Here is a 15,103-nt window from a genome sequence, read left to right on the forward strand (position 1 = left end):
AGAATGGCCTCCATCGGGCACATAGTTGCGCGTACCCCCGCTGGTGAGGTTCTTTCCCGTGCGCAGCAGCGCGCGATGCTCGTTCCTGACTGCCTGGTCGAGGCCCGCCGCATCGCCAATACGGTGATCTCCGGCTGGCATGGGCGGCGCAAGCGCGGGATCGGCGAGAATTTCTGGCAGTTTCGCCCCTATAGCGACGGCGAAAGCCTGTCGCGCATCGACTGGCGCCGTTCGGCCCGCGACGACCATACCTATGTGCGCGACCGCGAATGGGAAGCGGCCCACACCATCTGGCTCTGGGCCGACCTGTCTCCGTCGATGATGTACAAGTCAACGCTCGGTTCGGTGTCAAAGGAAAGCCGGGCCCTGGTCTTGATGCTGGCGCTCGCCGAAATCCTCGCCCGCTCCGGCGAACGCATCGGATGCCCCGGCGTGATGGAGCCGATCTCCGCCCGCAACGCCGCCGAACGGCTGGCAACCGCGATCATGCTGAGCCCGCTCTCCGAAGGGCTGCCCGAGACGGGGATGATCCGCAGCGCCAGCGATCTCGTCTTGATCGGCGATTTTCTCGATCCGACCGACAGGATCATGGAGCGGCTGGGCCCGCTCGCCCGCCGCGGCCTGCGCGGTCATGTCGTCGAGGTTGCCGATCCGGCGGAGGAAGTCTTCCCCTATGCCGGGCGGACTGAATTCAGCGACCCGGAAACCGGCCAGAAACTGACGGCCGGCCGCGCCGAGGTCCTGCGCGAGGACTATCAGCGCGCCTACCTCGCCCGCCGCGAAAGCCTCGGCGTCACGCTGCGCCATCTCGGCTGGACCTTCACGCCGCACAGGACCGATCGGCCCGCCTCCGAGGCGCTGGTTGCCGTCCACATGTATCTGTCCGGCATGCCAGGACGCGCTACGCATGGAGGCCAGCTATGACCGGCCTTCCCTTCCTCTTCGCCAATCCGGCACTCTTGGCAGCCCTGATCGCTTTGCCGGTGATCTGGTGGCTGTTGCGCATGACGCCGCCGAAACCGGCGGCCGAAGTGTTCCCGCCGTTGCGCATTCTCGCCTCCGTGTTGAAGCGCGAGGAAACCCCATCGAAAAGCCCGTGGTGGCTGACCCTGCTGCGCATGCTGATGGCGGCCGCCGTCATCCTCGCGATCGCCGATCCCGTCGTGAACCCGCGTCAGAACACACTTGCTACCGGCGGCCCGCTGGCGATCGTCGTCGACAACAGCTGGGCAACCGCCACCGACTGGGAACAGCGCGTCGATGCCGTGAGCACGCTGATTGACGACGCGGAAGCGCGCGACCTTGCAGTCTCCATCGCCTTCACCGGTGATCGCCAGCACGACGCCACGCCAGGCTCGGCAGCAACCGCGCGCAACAGGCTTGCCGCTGCCGCCCCCATTCCCCTTGCCGTCGACCGAGCCCAGGCGATAGCCGCGCTGAAAACCGCATTTGAGGGCACGAATCCCGGCACGCTCGCCTTCGTCAGCGACGGCATCGAGGCTGCGGATCAGAAGACGATGGCAGCGCTTGCTGACGTGGGAGCTGCCGAACTGCGGGTCGTCGAGGCCGATGGTAGCCGCACCGTAGCGCTGACCGATACCAGCAACGGCTCGACCGGCATGTCGGTGACGGCAACGCGCCTGCGCAAGGACGGCGCGCTGACCCTGCCGATCGTCGCCTACGATACGCGTGGGCGCGCGATCGCCGATGGACAGATCGCCTTCGCCTCGGGCGAAGGCGTTGCCAAGGGCAGCATCGAAGCGCCCTTCGAACTGCGCAACGACTTTGCCCGCATCGGCATCGAGAATGCAGCGACCGCCGGCAGCGTGCATCTGCTCGACGATGGCTTCCGCCGTCGCCGCGTCGCCCTGCTGAGCGGCGAGGCCCGCGACCTGTCGCAGCCGCTGCTATCGCCGCTCTACTACATCAACCGTGCGCTCACCCCCTATGCGGATCTCGTCGAACCGCACGAGACGGATCTCGCCGTCGCCATTCCGGAACTGTTGGAGCAGAAGCCGTCCGTACTGATCATGGCCGATATCGGCCGGCTGCCGGAGGAGATTTATCCGAAGCTGTCGAAGTGGATCGATAATGGCGGCATGCTCATCCGCTTTGCCGGCCCGCGGCTTGCCGCTGCCCCCGCAGACGATCCGCTCGTGCCGGTGACGCTGCGCCAGGGTGAACGCGCGCTTGGCGGCGCGCTGTCCTGGTCCGAACCGCAGCCGCTTGCCGACTACCCCGGAAACAGCCCGTTTGCCGGCATGGCACGCCCGACAGACGTTCTCGTCAAGCGGCAGGTGCTGGCCGAGCCGACCTCCGATCTTGCCGAGCGCACCTGGGCAAGCCTTGCCGACGGCACGCCGCTGGTAACGACCTCAGCTCACGGCGCCGGTCGCATCATCCTTTTCCATGTCAGCGCCGAGGCCACCTGGTCGAACCTGCCGATCTCGGGCGATTTCGTCGAAATGCTTCGCCGCAGCGTCCAGCTTTCGCGCGGCGGCGGCGTTGCCAACGAGGGCAAGGCGCAACAGCAGACGCTCGCGCCCTATCGGCTGCTCAATGCCGACGGCGTGCTCGTGGCCGAGACCGGCAACGCCCGGCCGCTCGACGTCATCCCCGGCAAGGTGCCGGTCGCCACACCGGAAAACCCTCCGGGTCTCTATGGCTCCGAAGACGGTTTCACCGCGCTCAACCTGCTGCCACGCAATGCCGAGCTGCAGCCGATCGACATGACGGCCGCCGGCGCTCACACCGCCCAGCAACTGGCCGGGTCCGAGAGCTGGTCGCTGAAGCCGGCGTTGTTCACACTGGCCCTGCTGCTGCTGCTCGTCGACGCGCTGATCGTGTTGTTCATGGGCGGGGCCTTCTCGCGGCTGCGCGCAGCAAAGGCCATGACCGCGGTCCTGTTGCTGGCGGCAAGCGCCTTTCTCGTTTCGCCGCCGGATAGTCTGGCCGATGACAGTCGACCGGAAGACGCCGCCATTCTCGAGCGCCTCGACACCACGCATCTGGCCTATGTGGTGACCGGTGAGAGTGAAGTCGACCGCCTGTCCGAGCGCGGGCTGACGGGGCTCACCGACTTCCTCACCTATCGCACCACGCTGGAGCCCGGCACGCCCGTCGGCCTCGATATCACCAAGGACGAGCTCTCGTTCTACCCGATCATCTACTGGCCGGTCTCCGCCTCGGCGCCGATGCCGAGCCCACAGGCCGTCAGCCGCATCGACGCCTATATGCGCGCCGGCGGCACGGTGCTGTTCGACACGCGCGACCAGTTCTCCTCGCTCGGCGCGTCATCCGGTGGCACCAGCCCCAACACCGAGAGGCTGCAGGCGATCCTTGCCAACCTCGACATCCCGCCGTTGGAGCCGGTTCCTACCGACCACGTGCTGACCAAGGCCTTTTACCTGCTGGCGAACTTCCCAGGCCGTTATACCGGCAGCCCGCTCTGGATCGAGGCGCAGCTCGACAATCGCGAAGAGCCAAGCAACCGCCCAGCGCGCTCGGGCGACGGCGTGACGCCGATCATGATCACCGGCAACGACTTTGCCGGCGCCTGGGCGGTGGACGCCAATGGCGTCGCGCTGCTGCCGACGGTGCCGCCGGACGAAATGCAGCGCGAATACGCCTTCCGTTCCGGCGTCAACATCATGATGTATATGCTGACCGGCAACTACAAGGCCGACCAGGTGCACGTGCCGGCCCTGCTCGAACGGCTCGGACAATGAGGGCCGATCGATGACCGCCGACTTCTCGCCTTTCATCCCCTGGCCCTATCTGGCGGTGCTTGCCGTTGCAGCCGCAATTCTGGCTGCGCTTGGCATCTGGCGCGGCGTGCGCGGAGCCTGGGTGCGTGCCGCAGCCCTTGCCGCCTTCTGCCTGGCACTGGCCAATCCGATCCTCTTCCAGGAGGAGCGCGAGCCGCTGTCGACCATCGTCGCTGTTGTCGCCGACCGCAGCCAGAGCCAGGACTATGCCGGCCGGCGCGAGCAGACCGACAAGGCGCTTGCCGATCTCAAGGACCGGCTGTCGCGCTTCCCGCAGATCGAGACCCGCATCGTCGAGGCTGCCGACAGCGAAGAGAGCGAAGCGCCATCGACGCGGCTCTTCTCCGCCTTGACCTCCGTGCTTGCCGATGTGCCGCCGGCACGGGTCGGCGGTGCGATCTTCATCACCGACGGCCAGATCCACGACGTCCCCGATATCAACCAGAAGCTCGGCTTCGACGCGCCGATCCATGGGCTGATCAGCGGCAAGCCGGATGAGTTCGACCGCCGCATCGAGATCGTCAGCGCGCCGCGTTTCGGCATCGTCGGCGAACAGCAGAAGCTGTCCTTCCGCGTCGTTGATGACGGTGCGGCACCGGGCGGAACCGCGCAGGTGACCATCCGCCTCAACGGCAACGAGATCGCAACCGAAGTGGTCGAGCCCGGCACTGACGTGCCCTTCAGCTTCACCGTGCCGCGCGGCGGCAACAACATTCTCGAATTCGCGGCCAACGGCGTCCCCGGTGAAGTCACCGAGACCAACAATCGTGCCGTCCATGTGCTCGACGGCATCCGCGAGAACCTGCGCGTGCTGCTCGTCTCCGGCGAGCCGCATGCGGGCGAGCGCGCCTGGCGCAATCTGCTGAAATCTGATGCCGCCGTCGATCTCGTGCACTTCACCATTCTGCGCCCGCCGGAAAAGCAGGACGGGACCCCGATCAACGAGTTGTCACTGATCGCCTTTCCGACGCGCGAACTGTTCGTGGACAAGATCAGCGAGTTCGACCTGATCATCTTCGATCGCTACCAGCACCGCGGCGTCCTGCCGATCCTCTACTACGACAACATCGCGCAATATGTTCAGAACGGCGGTGCGCTGCTGATCGCCGCCGGTCCCGAACATGCCGGCAACGATTCCATTGCCGCAACGCCCCTGTCGGCCGTGCTGCCGGCAAACCCGACCGGCGTGATGAATGAAAAAGGCTTTTACCCCCGCCTGTCGGACGAGGGAAAGAAGCATCCGGTCACCCGTGGCCTCGAAGGTGCGGCAAGCGAACCGCCGCAGTGGGGCCGCTGGTTCCGCACCGTCGACGTCGACAGGCCGCTCGGTCAGACCGTGATGGAAGCGGCTGACGGCAAGCCGCTGCTGGTGCTGAACCGCGTCGGCAAGGGCCGTGTCGCCATGCTGCTGTCCGACCAGGGCTGGCTCTGGGCGCGCGGTTTCGAGGGCGGCGGTCCGCACGTCTCGCTCTATCGCCGCACCGCCCATTGGCTGATGCAGGAGCCGGCGCTGGAAGAAGAAGCGCTGACCGCGCGTGCCGCCGGCCGCACGCTGGAGATCACCCGTCAGACCATCGAAGGTGACCCCGGCCATGCGACCCTCACCTACCCGTCCGGCAAGACCGAGGAGCTGACGCTCGCCCAGCGCGAGCCGGGTCTTTACAGCGCCGAAATCAAGACCACGGAAACCGGCCTGTTCGAAGTCGCCAACGACGAACTGACGACGCTTGTGCATGTCGGCAATGTCGACGCACCGGAGTTCAGGGCGGCGATCTCGACCGAGGACAAGCTGCGCCCCTGGGCTGACAAGACCAAGGGGCTTGTGCGCCGGCTGGCAAGTGCCGATGGCGCCATCGACCTGCCATCGATCCTGCCGGTGCGCGGCGCCGTCCGTGTCGCCGACGACCAGCGGCTGTCGCTGCGCATGACGGATGAAACCGTGCTCAGGGGCATCAACTCGCTGTCGCTGTTTACCGGTCTCTTCGGCCTTGCCGTCCTGCTCTTCCTGATATCGGCGACCTGGTACCGCGAGGGTCGATGACCAATCCGAGCGTCGCCATCAGCAACCTGCGCGATGTGCCCTATTTCGCCGATGATATCGCCGACCGTGTCTGGCGGGCCTGGTGGGAGCCGCGTGGCTTTCCGCTTGGCCATATCGCCGAACTGGTTGCCGGAAGCCTTGGCGACCACCACATCCCGTTTGCCATCGTCGCCCATCGCGGCGCGACCTTCATCGGCACCGCATCGGTAATCGAATCCGATCTCGACGAGCGGCCGGCACTTCGTCCCTGGGTCGCGGCGGTCTGGGTAGAGCCGACCTTTCGTGGACTCGGCATCGGCGCGAGCATCGTTCGCCATGCCGCGGACGCGGCTTTGGCCACCGGCGTCGAGAGCGTGCATCTCTGCTCCTTGCCGGAGAAGCGAGCATTCTATCAACGCGGCGGCTGGCAGCTCGACGAAAACGATGTGGGTGAAAGCCGGCTCGACGTCTTCAGCATGCGCCGTTCCTGATTTAGGCCACAATGACTGTCGAAATCGCAGGGATAGTTTTTAGGAGCCCTGTACATGCGTTTGATCGTCTCCTCCCTCCTCGCTCTCACCGTAGCCGGTTCTGTCGTCACCGGGCCCGCTCATGCGGCCGATCTCATCGGCTTCTGGGACAAGCCGCAGCACGGCGGCAACAGCTTCAACCGGCTGCCGCCGGACGAGGCCTATTTCAAGGCGCTGTCCGGTTACGGCGCCACTTGGGTCCGGCTCTCCTACGACAAGTGGAAGCCGGCCAAGCGCGATTATCTGATCGGCGATGCCGACAAATACGAGGGCATTCCTGCGGCCGACCTTAAGATGCTGAAGGAAACGCTCGACCGGGCCGACAAGGCCGGGTTGAAGGTCGTCATCACTCCCCTGTCGCTGCCCGGCATGCGCTGGTCGCAGAACAACGGCAACAAGTTCGATGGGCGCATCTGGCAAGACAAGGCCTGGTGGGCTGAGGCCGCAAGCTTCTGGCGCGATCTCGCGCGCGAACTTAGGGATCATCCTGGCGTTGCCGCCTACAACATCATCAACGAACCGGCGCCTGAAAAGCAAAACGGCCTTGCCGAGCATGCCGACAGGAAGGCGATGCTCGACTGGTATGCCGGCAAGAAAGGCAGCGCATCCGACCTCGTGGCCTTCTACGAAACGGTCATCGCCGCAATCCGCGAGGTCGATCCGGCCACCCCGATCATGGCCGACGCCGGATGGTACGCGGCAGCCGACGGCTTCACCTATTGGCCGTCGGGCCTCAGCGACCAGAAGGTGGTCTACAGCTTCCACATGTATGAGCCCTACGCCGCGACGAGCGCACCCAACATGAAGCGCGAGAAGCCCTATACCTATCCCGGCAAGGTGCCCTTCGGCGAAGGCGATGAGGACTGGGACAAGGCGCGGGTCGCATCCTATCTCGACCAACCGGTGCAATGGGCGAAAGACAAGGGCATACCGCTCAATCGCGTCGTTGCCGGCGAGTTCGGCTGCATGCGCCGCTGGACCGGCTGCAAGGCTTACCTCGAAGACGTGCTGACGACGCTCGACAAGAACAGCCTGCACTGGGCCTTCTACAGCTTCCGCGAAGACAGCTGGGACGGCATGGACTACGAACTGGGATCGAAGAAGGTCCACTGGAAATACTGGGACGCGATCGACGCCGGCACGCCGGATCCGGTCAAGCGCACGGCGACACCGGAATTCGAACCGATAGCCAAACGGCTGGCAAAGGAGGAGCAGTGATGTTCGAGATCACCGACGCACCGCCGGCCGAAGCACTCGAGGCGATCGGCAACGGGCTGACGGCGTTCAACGCCGCCGATGTCGGCCCATCCGAGCGGCGGCCGCTGGCAGTGCTCGTCGGTGGACCCGATGCGGCGGGCAAACGCGGCGGCCTCAGCGGCTACACCGCCTGGGGCTGGTTGTTCGTGCAATGGCTGTGGCTACCGGAAGACCTGCGCGGACAGGGCCTTGCGGGCAAGCTGCTGACGGCGGCCGAGGAAGAGGCCATTCGTCGCGGCTGCCACGGCGCCTGGATCGACACGTTCAACCCGCAGGCGCTGCGCGCCTACAAGCGCCAGGGCTATGAGACCTTCGGCGAGTTGCCCGACTTTCCACCGGGCCGCAGCCGCGTCTTCCTGAAAAAGCTGCTGGTTTCGCAGTAAGGCCCGAAGGCCATCAAACGGCAAGCGCCAGTTCGATATCGGCCAACTCGGCCGCGTCATGGGCGGCCGCGTCGTCCCGCCAGCCGATGACGCCGGCAAGGCCGGCGTGAACGCCTTCAGCCATCGGCACCACCAGCACCCGTGCCGGATCGACCGGGCCCGGAAATTCCAGTGCGGCGTAACGGACCTTTTCAAAGCCGAGCGGCTGATAATAGGGCGGATCGCCGACGAGGATGACGGCCTGCGACCCCTTCCGCCGTGCCGCCTCCACGGCGATGCGCACGAGTTCCCGGCCGATGCCCATGTTCTTGTGCGACGGCCTGACAGCAAGCGGTCCAAGCAGGTGGCCCTTGATCGAACCGGCCATCACAGGCGTCATCCTGACCGAGGCGATCGTCCCGCCATTGTCGGCGCAGATGAAGGACAGCGACCGATCGTGCGGCCCCTGCTCGCGAATGCGCGCAGCCGCCCGGGCAAACCGGCCGGGGCCAAAGGCTTCTTCGTTGATGATTTCGATGGCTGCGTCATGGGACGCGTCTTCGGTCAGGTAGACGAGGTCGTGCTTTTTCATGGGATCAGGAACCAGGCATACGAACGGACATGGGGATGGCGTCACCCGAAGAGGGCGTTGGCAGCATCAGCGTCGTCGCAGGTTTCCCGAGAAGGTCATGAGTACGGTTCGTTCCGGACACAGAGAAATTTTCTGAAATCGCCGATACCAGAAAATTGCCCGATGTCAAAGCCCAAAACGCACTGTTCAGAAATCGATACCTATCGAAGACCGGCAAAGACGCTATCTATGAACGACGAAACGACAAAGGAGATCGCCCATGGGCAGGCTTGTAGACGGCATCTGGCAGGACGTCTGGTATGACACGGCGGCGACGAAAGGCCATTTCAAGCGCAGCGAATCGCAGTTTCGCAACTGGATCACCGCCGACGGGTCGGCAGGCCCATCCGGCGAGGGCGGCTTCAAGGCCGAGGCCGGGCGCTATCATCTCTACGTCTCGCTTGCCTGCCCCTGGGCGCACCGCACGCTGATCTTCCGCAAGCTGAAGAAGCTCGAAGACCTGATTTCGGTCTCGATCGTCGATCCGCTGATGCTGACGAAGGGCTGGGAGTTCAAGGGCAAGGATGGCGGCACTGTCGACCACCTCTACGGCTTCCACGCCCTCTGGCAGGTCTACGCCCGCGCCGACCCAACCTATTCCGGCCGGGTGACCGTGCCCGTCCTGTGGGACAAGCAGAAAAACACGATCGTCTCGAACGAATCCGCCGAAATCATCCGCATGTTCAACTCCGCCTTCAACGAACTGACAGGCTCGAACGACGATTTCTACCCGGAGGAACTGCGAGGCGAAATCGACGAGCTGAACACCCGCATCTATGGCGCGGTCAACAACGGCGTCTACAAGGCCGGTTTCGCCACGAGCCAGGAAGCTTACGAGGAAGGCGTCACCCCATTGTTCGACATGCTCGACGAACTGGAGGAGCGGCTTGCCACCCGGCGCTACCTGACCGGCAGCAGGCTCACCGAGGCCGACTGGCGGCTGTTCACGACACTGGTGCGCTTCGATCCCGTTTATGTCGGGCACTTCAAGTGCAACATCCGCCGGATCGCCGATTACAGGAACCTGCAGGGTTATCTGCGTGACCTTTACCAGGTGCCTGGCGTGGCCGAGACGGTCAACATGAACCACATCAAGGAACACTATTACCGCAGCCACACGATGATCAATCCGACCGGCGTCGTACCCGTCGGCCCGATCATCGATCTGGATGCGCCGCATGGGCGGCAGGCTGCCTAACGCATGTCGCGCAAAAGTGTGTAGCGGTTTTGCGATCATGACATGCGCAAAAAAAGAGCCTTAAGCCGCCGCCGCGCGTTCACGCGTGCGGCGGCGCGCGGCCGGCCCTACCAGTAGCTGTCGAAAGCCGTGCTGCCCGCAAGCTCGCCAAGCCGGCGGCGCGTTGCCGGCGTCGTATCGTCAGGCAGCGCATCAAGCGCGAAGAAACCGCTCGCGGCGATCTCCAGATCCGGCACCTTCGGCAAGGTCTGGCGCACGCCGTCGCAACGGTAGAAGACCACGTGATCGCGGCGACTCGTGCGCCTGTTGTAATAGACCTGTACCAGTGTCGGCGGGGCGGTCGTTTCCAGATTGCCCTCCTCGCGCAACTCCCGCAGCAACCCTTCGAGCGCGGTCTCGTCGCGGTCGAGCCCGCCACCCGGCAAATGCCAGCCGGGCAGGTAGGAATGCCGCACCAGGAAGACGCGCCCTTCAACGTCGAAGCAAGCGGCACGCACGCCGATCGTCATGCCGCGCGACAACGCGTAATAGCCGTGCACCAGGCGCATCAGGACGCGGAGATACCAGCGTCGCATCTCCGGTGGCCGCTCCTGCTTCAGATGCCTATCCTTCCGCATTGACTGTCAGACCGGATTAATCCGGCGACATGATTCCCCTCAACCGGAATATGCGCTAGACGGGGACGATGTTCAAACTTGCCCATATCTCCGATATCCATCTCGGCCCCCTGCCCGATCTCTCCTTGAGGGAACTTGCCTCCAAGCGCATCACCGGCTTCGTCAACTGGCACCGGAACCGCAGCCGGCACCTGTTCACGGGCACGCTCGACTGCCTGATGGCCGATATCGAGAAGCGCGATCCCGACCATATGGCGATCACCGGAGACCTGGTGAACCTCGCCTCGTCGCGGGAGATCGCAACGGTGACCGATTGGCTCGAGGACGCTGGCGACCCGGCCAACATCTCGATCGTCCCGGGCAATCACGATGCCTATGTGCCCGGCGCCTACGAGAAGACGACGCGCGCCTGGTATCCCTTTATGCGGGCGGATGGCGCACCGGCCGAGTGGCATGAGGGCCATCGCTGCTTCCCCTATCTGCGGGTGCGCGGCCCGGTGGCGCTGATCGGTTGCTCGACTGCGGTCGCGACGCCGCCCTTTGCCGCCAGCGGCTATTTCGGCCAGCGGCAGGCGCGCGCCACCGTCAACCTGCTTCGCCAGGCCGCTGACGCCGGTCTTTTCCGCGTGGTGATGATCCACCATCCGCCGATCCACGGCGCCGCCTCGCTGCACAAGCGCATGCTCGGCATCCGCCGGTTTGCGGCAACGATCTCGTCGGGCGGCGCCGAGCTGGTGATCCACGGCCACACCCACCTCAATACGGTCTACTCGCTGCAGGGCCCGAATGGCCCGGTGCCGGTCGTCGGTATCTCCTCGGCGTCGCAGGGTCCGGGCGGACACAAGCCACAGGCTGCCTACAATCTGTTCACGATTGCCGGCGAGGCCGGCAACTGGTTCCTCACCCGCGAGCGCTACGCGCTCAACGCCGATGCGACCGGCGCCACATTGGTCGAAACCACCCGCTTCTAGGCCCGCTCGCCCGACTTTTCGCCGAAATCCCATCGCCGGGCGAATAAATGCCCCTATTCGTGCGTCACACTCCCGTTCGGGTTCCCACGACCGGCAGAGCGATCTATCCTCTGTGCCGTGAATGGTGTGCTCGGCGCCATTGCATATGTTGGGAGATAGGCATGATGAACCGCAAGACCATTCTATGCGCCCTGTTTGCCGCCAGCGCGGCCGTTTTTGCAGGGCAGACCGCCATGGCCGCCGGCGAGGACACCAGCGAACCGCCGAAGAAAACCAAGACGAGCAGCGAATGCACCAACGGCAAGATCTGGGATGCCAAGAAGAACGCCTGCGTCAATGCCAAGAAGAGCGATCTTAGCGACGACATCCTCTTCGAGGCCGCCCGCGAGCTTGCCTATGCCGGCCAGTATGAGAACTCCATCAAGGTCCTCGGCGCCGTCAAGGATCAGAAGAGCGCCCGCGTGCTGAACTATCTCGGCTATGCCAACCGCAAGGCCGGGCGCATGGAGCTCGGCATGCAGTATTACAAGCGCGCGCTCCAAGCCGACGAGAACTATATCCTCGCCCGCTCCTACATGGGCCAGGCCCTGATCGAACAGGGTCAGGTAGAGGATGCCCGCGTGCAACTGGTCGAGATTCGCGATCGCGGCGGCGAAGACACCTGGGCCTATCGCTCGCTGCTGCAGTCTTTGGGCGGCGTCAGGCAATATTGATGCATGCCCACTGCCTTCCCGAACCTGGGAAGGCAGCCGCGGCATCGATCCTTGAAGCGTCTCCTCAGTTGCGCTTCTTCTCGGTCCATTCCGGCGGCAAGCCCAGCGCGCCGCCGACAATGCCCGTGACCCCCGAGCCACGCCCGAAAACCGCGCAATCGGGATCGGTCGATTTGCCGGTAACCGCATAGGACACGCTATTCGAGACGTTCTTCATCGACGGCAGCTCGAAGTCGGACTTCATCGGATCGTTCGACTTTGCCAGCATCGCGCTGAAATCGTCGGAAAAGTCTCCGGCAAGCTCGAAGGCGTCGGCGGCAGTCGACGCGCGCGAACCGCTGGTGACGATGTTTGCCCCCCGCGCCCAGGTCAGACCCGCGATCTGTTTGCCTCTGGCATCGAAGGCCTCGGCTTCGACCGATAGATTGCCGAGACCGATCGGAAGGCGCGGAACCGGGACAGGCGAGACTTTCGAAGCGACACTCGACACGCCGGCAACGACGGCGTTGGTGGCTTTCACCTTCGTTACAACGGAACGCACCGCCATATCCGCCGGCTTCGACACCGGAACGACATCGAAATGCGCGCTTAGCGCCTCGCACAGCGAGCGGTCGATCGCCGTCGCCACCAGCTTCTTCTGGGGGTCGCCGAGGGTGCCGACATCGGCATTGGAGGCAAAGGTCGTCGGGATCAGATGCACGGTCTTGACCGTCTTGGTCGAAGCGGCATCCACCCGATACTTGGTCTTGGTTACCATCCCGTCGCTTGCGACGAAATCCTTGTAGGAGGACAGCGAACCGGTTTCGCTGAGAGACGCACTCTGGCAACCGGCGAGGCCCGCCAGGGATACGGTCAAGCCGGCCACCCGCAAGAATTTCGGAGCGGGGCGCCACCCGCCATCACGCAGTCGCCCTGTGGAAGGTCGACCGTCATTTCGTCTCTCGCCGCATGCATGCTCGTTCATTGACGCGTCCTCTGTGATCGACCTGGAGTTGTGCGGATGAGTGCCGATCAGATTCGGGCCGAACTTTGACGCAATGCCGGCCCACCCTTGCAGTTTACGGTAACGACCGCCCTGCGAGACGACATGCGGATCGGCAAGGGTTTTTGGGATAACGGCGAAAGAAAGAGCAGATTTCGCTTTCCGATCCGTGACTTCCCTTGCAGACTAACGGTCAAATGTTTCATATCATTCACCGTGGAATTACCTGGCGAATAAAGACACGATCCCGCACGTTTCATTTGGAAGAGCAATGCGCCCAGCGGCAGAAACGAAGGACTTCAGACGCGACTTGGTCAGCTTGCTGCCCAAATTGCGCCGCTTCGCGATGACATTGACGCGCAATGCACATGATGCCGATGATCTTGTCCAGGAAGCTTGCGAAAGAGCGATTACGCGCAGTCACCTCTGGAACGGAGAAGGCCGGCTCGAAAGCTGGATCTACGCCATGACGCGCAACCTCTGGATCGACGAGATCCGCAAACGGAAAGTCCGCACCGGCAGCGGTACGGTCGACGTGTCCGACCAGGACGAACTGAGCATCGAGGCCTCCGCCGAGAAAGCCGTCTACGCCAACCAATTGCAGAAGATGATCCTCTCGATGCCTGAGGGCCTGGCAAGCACCTTCCTGCTGGTCAATGTCGAAGGCCACAGCTACCGCGAGACTGCCGATATCCTCGGTATCCCGATCGGCACGGTGATGAGCAGGCTGTCGACCGCGCGGTTGAGGCTCGCCGCGATGATCTCCGAAAACACCGAAAGGAGGGCATGACCGTTGCAGCAAACAAAAGGTCACGCGCTCGAAGTCCGGTTGTGCGCCTATATCGATGGCGAACTCGGCGAGGCAGAAAAGACTGAACTCGAGACGCTCCTCGCCCGCGACGAGGAAGCCAAGGCGTTGTTTGAAAAGCTGAAGGCCGGCAGCGCCTTCGGCAACACGGCATTCGAGGATTTCCTTCATGATCCCGTGCCGCTGGCGCTGGTGCGTCAGATCAAGCAGGGCTCCGGCATCAATCCCAAGGCGGAACGCGTGACGATCGCTGCCGCCAATGTGCGCAGCGTGCGCATCTGGCCGCGGGTGATGGCTGCTTCCGTGGCGCTGGTGCTGGTCGGTGGCTTCACCGGGTTTATCATCGGCACGGCCAACCACGCCGGCGAGCCGACAAGGGTCGCCTCCGCCCGCACCTGGCTTGACGACATCGCCGACTACCACCGCATTTATTCCCGCCAGAAGGAACGGCTCGTCGAGGTCCCGGCCTCCGAAGCGCCGAAGATCGAGACTTGGCTCGCCTCCAGCGTCGGCGTCCCGTTCACCATTCCCAACCTCACCGGCAAGGGTCTGAACTTCGAGGGTGCGCGTCTGCTCGTCGCCAACAGCAAACCCGTCGCGCAACTTATCTATCGCAATGCCGATGGCGACGTGTTTGCCATCTGCTTCCTCAAGGACAGCGACAGCCCGCAGTCAGACAAGTTCTCCGAAAGCATCCGCGACAATCTCGGCATGGTTTCCTGGCAGCGCGGCGGCGCGTCTTTCGTGCTCGTCGGCCCGTCGGCCAGCATCGGTCTGCACGATCTGGCCGAAGCGGTCTCCACGACAATCTGAGCCGCGACCTCCGCCTGAACCAGGCAACGGAACCATGGCAGCGCCTGTTGCCAGGGTGGATCGTGTTGCCGTCAAAATCAGACATCGACCGCAGCGCGGCAGACTGCATCATCCGCGCGAGCGGCCCTATGCCGAGCCGGGCTGATGTTAGCTCAAGCGGAAATTTTTGCAGGCAACCAAATAGTTACACCTGCTTTCCCGGCCTAAAATACATATGCTGCACCGAAAAAAATTTCGCTCCGAATTGCCGTTTCGCAACACCCGCAAAATTGGCAAAACCCGGCAAGAAAAAACCAACGGTTGACATATCAATACTTTGTCTATATCTCTGACAAATCGATATTTGCTTGCTGAACTTTGGTTACCGCGCATTTAGCAACTGCGCCCTGACGAACCTTCCTTTCAAAAATCGCTATCTTCATCCGCAGCGCTTG

14 protein-coding genes are annotated in these 15,103 nt (G+C 63.7%); 11 read left to right on the plus strand and 3 right to left on the minus strand.

All coding sequences use genetic code 11. From position 1 onward, the window contains the following. Positions 1–3: 3 nt before the first annotated feature. Genes ASD00_RS22185 through ASD00_RS22210 form a run of 6 tightly spaced genes read left to right on the plus strand, consistent with a single transcriptional unit; the run spans position 4 to position 7,957 of the window. A complete protein-coding gene (locus ASD00_RS22185) occupies positions 4–924 on the plus strand; it encodes a DUF58 domain-containing protein (RefSeq protein WP_025427950.1) in 921 nt (306 codons plus the stop codon). Beyond that, positions 921–3,728, plus strand: coding sequence for a DUF4159 domain-containing protein (locus tag ASD00_RS22190; protein WP_057208778.1), 2,808 nt, complete (start codon positions 921–923; stop codon positions 3,726–3,728). The genes ASD00_RS22185 and ASD00_RS22190 overlap by 4 nt, the downstream gene beginning before the upstream one ends. Positions 3,729–3,738: 10 nt before the next feature. Then, positions 3,739–5,808, plus strand: coding sequence for a hypothetical protein (locus ASD00_RS22195; RefSeq protein ID WP_057208780.1), 2,070 nt, complete (start codon positions 3,739–3,741; stop codon positions 5,806–5,808). Beyond that, complete coding sequence (locus ASD00_RS22200) at positions 5,805–6,278, plus strand: GNAT family N-acetyltransferase (RefSeq protein WP_057208782.1); 474 nt, start codon at positions 5,805–5,807, stop codon at positions 6,276–6,278. Before ASD00_RS22195 ends, ASD00_RS22200 begins: the two co-directional genes overlap by 4 nt. Positions 6,279–6,332: 54 nt before the next feature. After that, positions 6,333–7,535 carry a cellulase family glycosylhydrolase gene (locus ASD00_RS22205; protein ID WP_025427954.1) on the plus strand — a complete coding sequence of 401 codons (1,203 nt, stop codon included), beginning with the start codon at positions 6,333–6,335 and terminating at the stop codon, positions 7,533–7,535. Next, a complete protein-coding gene (locus ASD00_RS22210) occupies positions 7,535–7,957 on the plus strand; it encodes a GNAT family N-acetyltransferase (RefSeq protein ID WP_025427955.1) in 423 nt (140 codons plus the stop codon). Before ASD00_RS22205 ends, ASD00_RS22210 begins: the two co-directional genes overlap by 1 nt. 13 nt (positions 7,958–7,970) lie before the next feature. Here ASD00_RS22210 and ASD00_RS22215 read toward each other — a convergent pair whose 3' ends face one another. Continuing rightward, positions 7,971–8,528: an N-acetyltransferase gene (locus tag ASD00_RS22215; protein ID WP_025427956.1), complete on the minus strand. Its 558-nt coding sequence runs from the start codon at positions 8,526–8,528 to the stop codon at positions 7,971–7,973. 259 nt (positions 8,529–8,787) lie between these two features. Between ASD00_RS22215 and ASD00_RS22220 the strand changes: the two genes are divergently transcribed. After that, positions 8,788–9,765, plus strand: a complete 978-nt coding sequence (locus tag ASD00_RS22220; protein ID WP_038576325.1) for a glutathione S-transferase family protein — start codon at positions 8,788–8,790, stop codon at positions 9,763–9,765. A 107-nt stretch (positions 9,766–9,872) separates the two neighbouring features. Here ASD00_RS22220 and ASD00_RS22225 read toward each other — a convergent pair whose 3' ends face one another. Further along, positions 9,873–10,382: an NUDIX domain-containing protein gene (locus ASD00_RS22225; protein WP_057208784.1), complete on the minus strand. Its 510-nt coding sequence runs from the start codon at positions 10,380–10,382 to the stop codon at positions 9,873–9,875. Positions 10,383–10,450: 68 nt separating this feature from the next. On the opposite strand from ASD00_RS22225, the gene ASD00_RS22230 reads away from it, so the two are divergent. Continuing rightward, the gene (locus ASD00_RS22230) at positions 10,451–11,353 is read left to right on the plus strand and encodes a metallophosphoesterase (RefSeq protein WP_025427958.1); all 903 of its coding nucleotides are present in this window, start codon (positions 10,451–10,453) and stop codon (positions 11,351–11,353) included. A 164-nt stretch (positions 11,354–11,517) separates the two neighbouring features. After that, complete coding sequence (locus tag ASD00_RS22235; RefSeq protein WP_038577333.1) at positions 11,518–12,066, plus strand: tetratricopeptide repeat protein; 549 nt, start codon at positions 11,518–11,520, stop codon at positions 12,064–12,066. Between the two features lie 64 nt (positions 12,067–12,130). On the opposite strand, the gene ASD00_RS22240 is transcribed toward ASD00_RS22235, so the two are convergent. Next, the gene (locus ASD00_RS22240; protein ID WP_158268960.1) at positions 12,131–12,922 is read right to left on the minus strand and encodes a DUF3313 domain-containing protein; all 792 of its coding nucleotides are present in this window, start codon (positions 12,920–12,922) and stop codon (positions 12,131–12,133) included. Positions 12,923–13,319: 397 nt separating this feature from the next. Here ASD00_RS22240 and ASD00_RS22245 point away from each other — a divergent pair, with 397 nt between their 5' ends. Both ASD00_RS22245 and ASD00_RS22250 read left to right on the plus strand, forming a co-directional pair. Beyond that, positions 13,320–13,838: an RNA polymerase sigma factor gene (locus ASD00_RS22245; RefSeq protein ID WP_025427961.1), complete on the plus strand. Its 519-nt coding sequence runs from the start codon at positions 13,320–13,322 to the stop codon at positions 13,836–13,838. Between the two features lie 3 nt (positions 13,839–13,841). Beyond that, a complete protein-coding gene (locus ASD00_RS22250) occupies positions 13,842–14,669 on the plus strand; it encodes an anti-sigma factor (RefSeq protein WP_025427962.1) in 828 nt (275 codons plus the stop codon). Positions 14,670–15,103 lie beyond the last annotated feature (434 nt).

The organism is Ensifer sp. Root31 (genome assembly GCF_001424825.1).
In the GTDB taxonomy this organism is placed as follows: Bacteria; Pseudomonadota; Alphaproteobacteria; order Rhizobiales; family Rhizobiaceae; genus Ensifer; species Ensifer canadensis.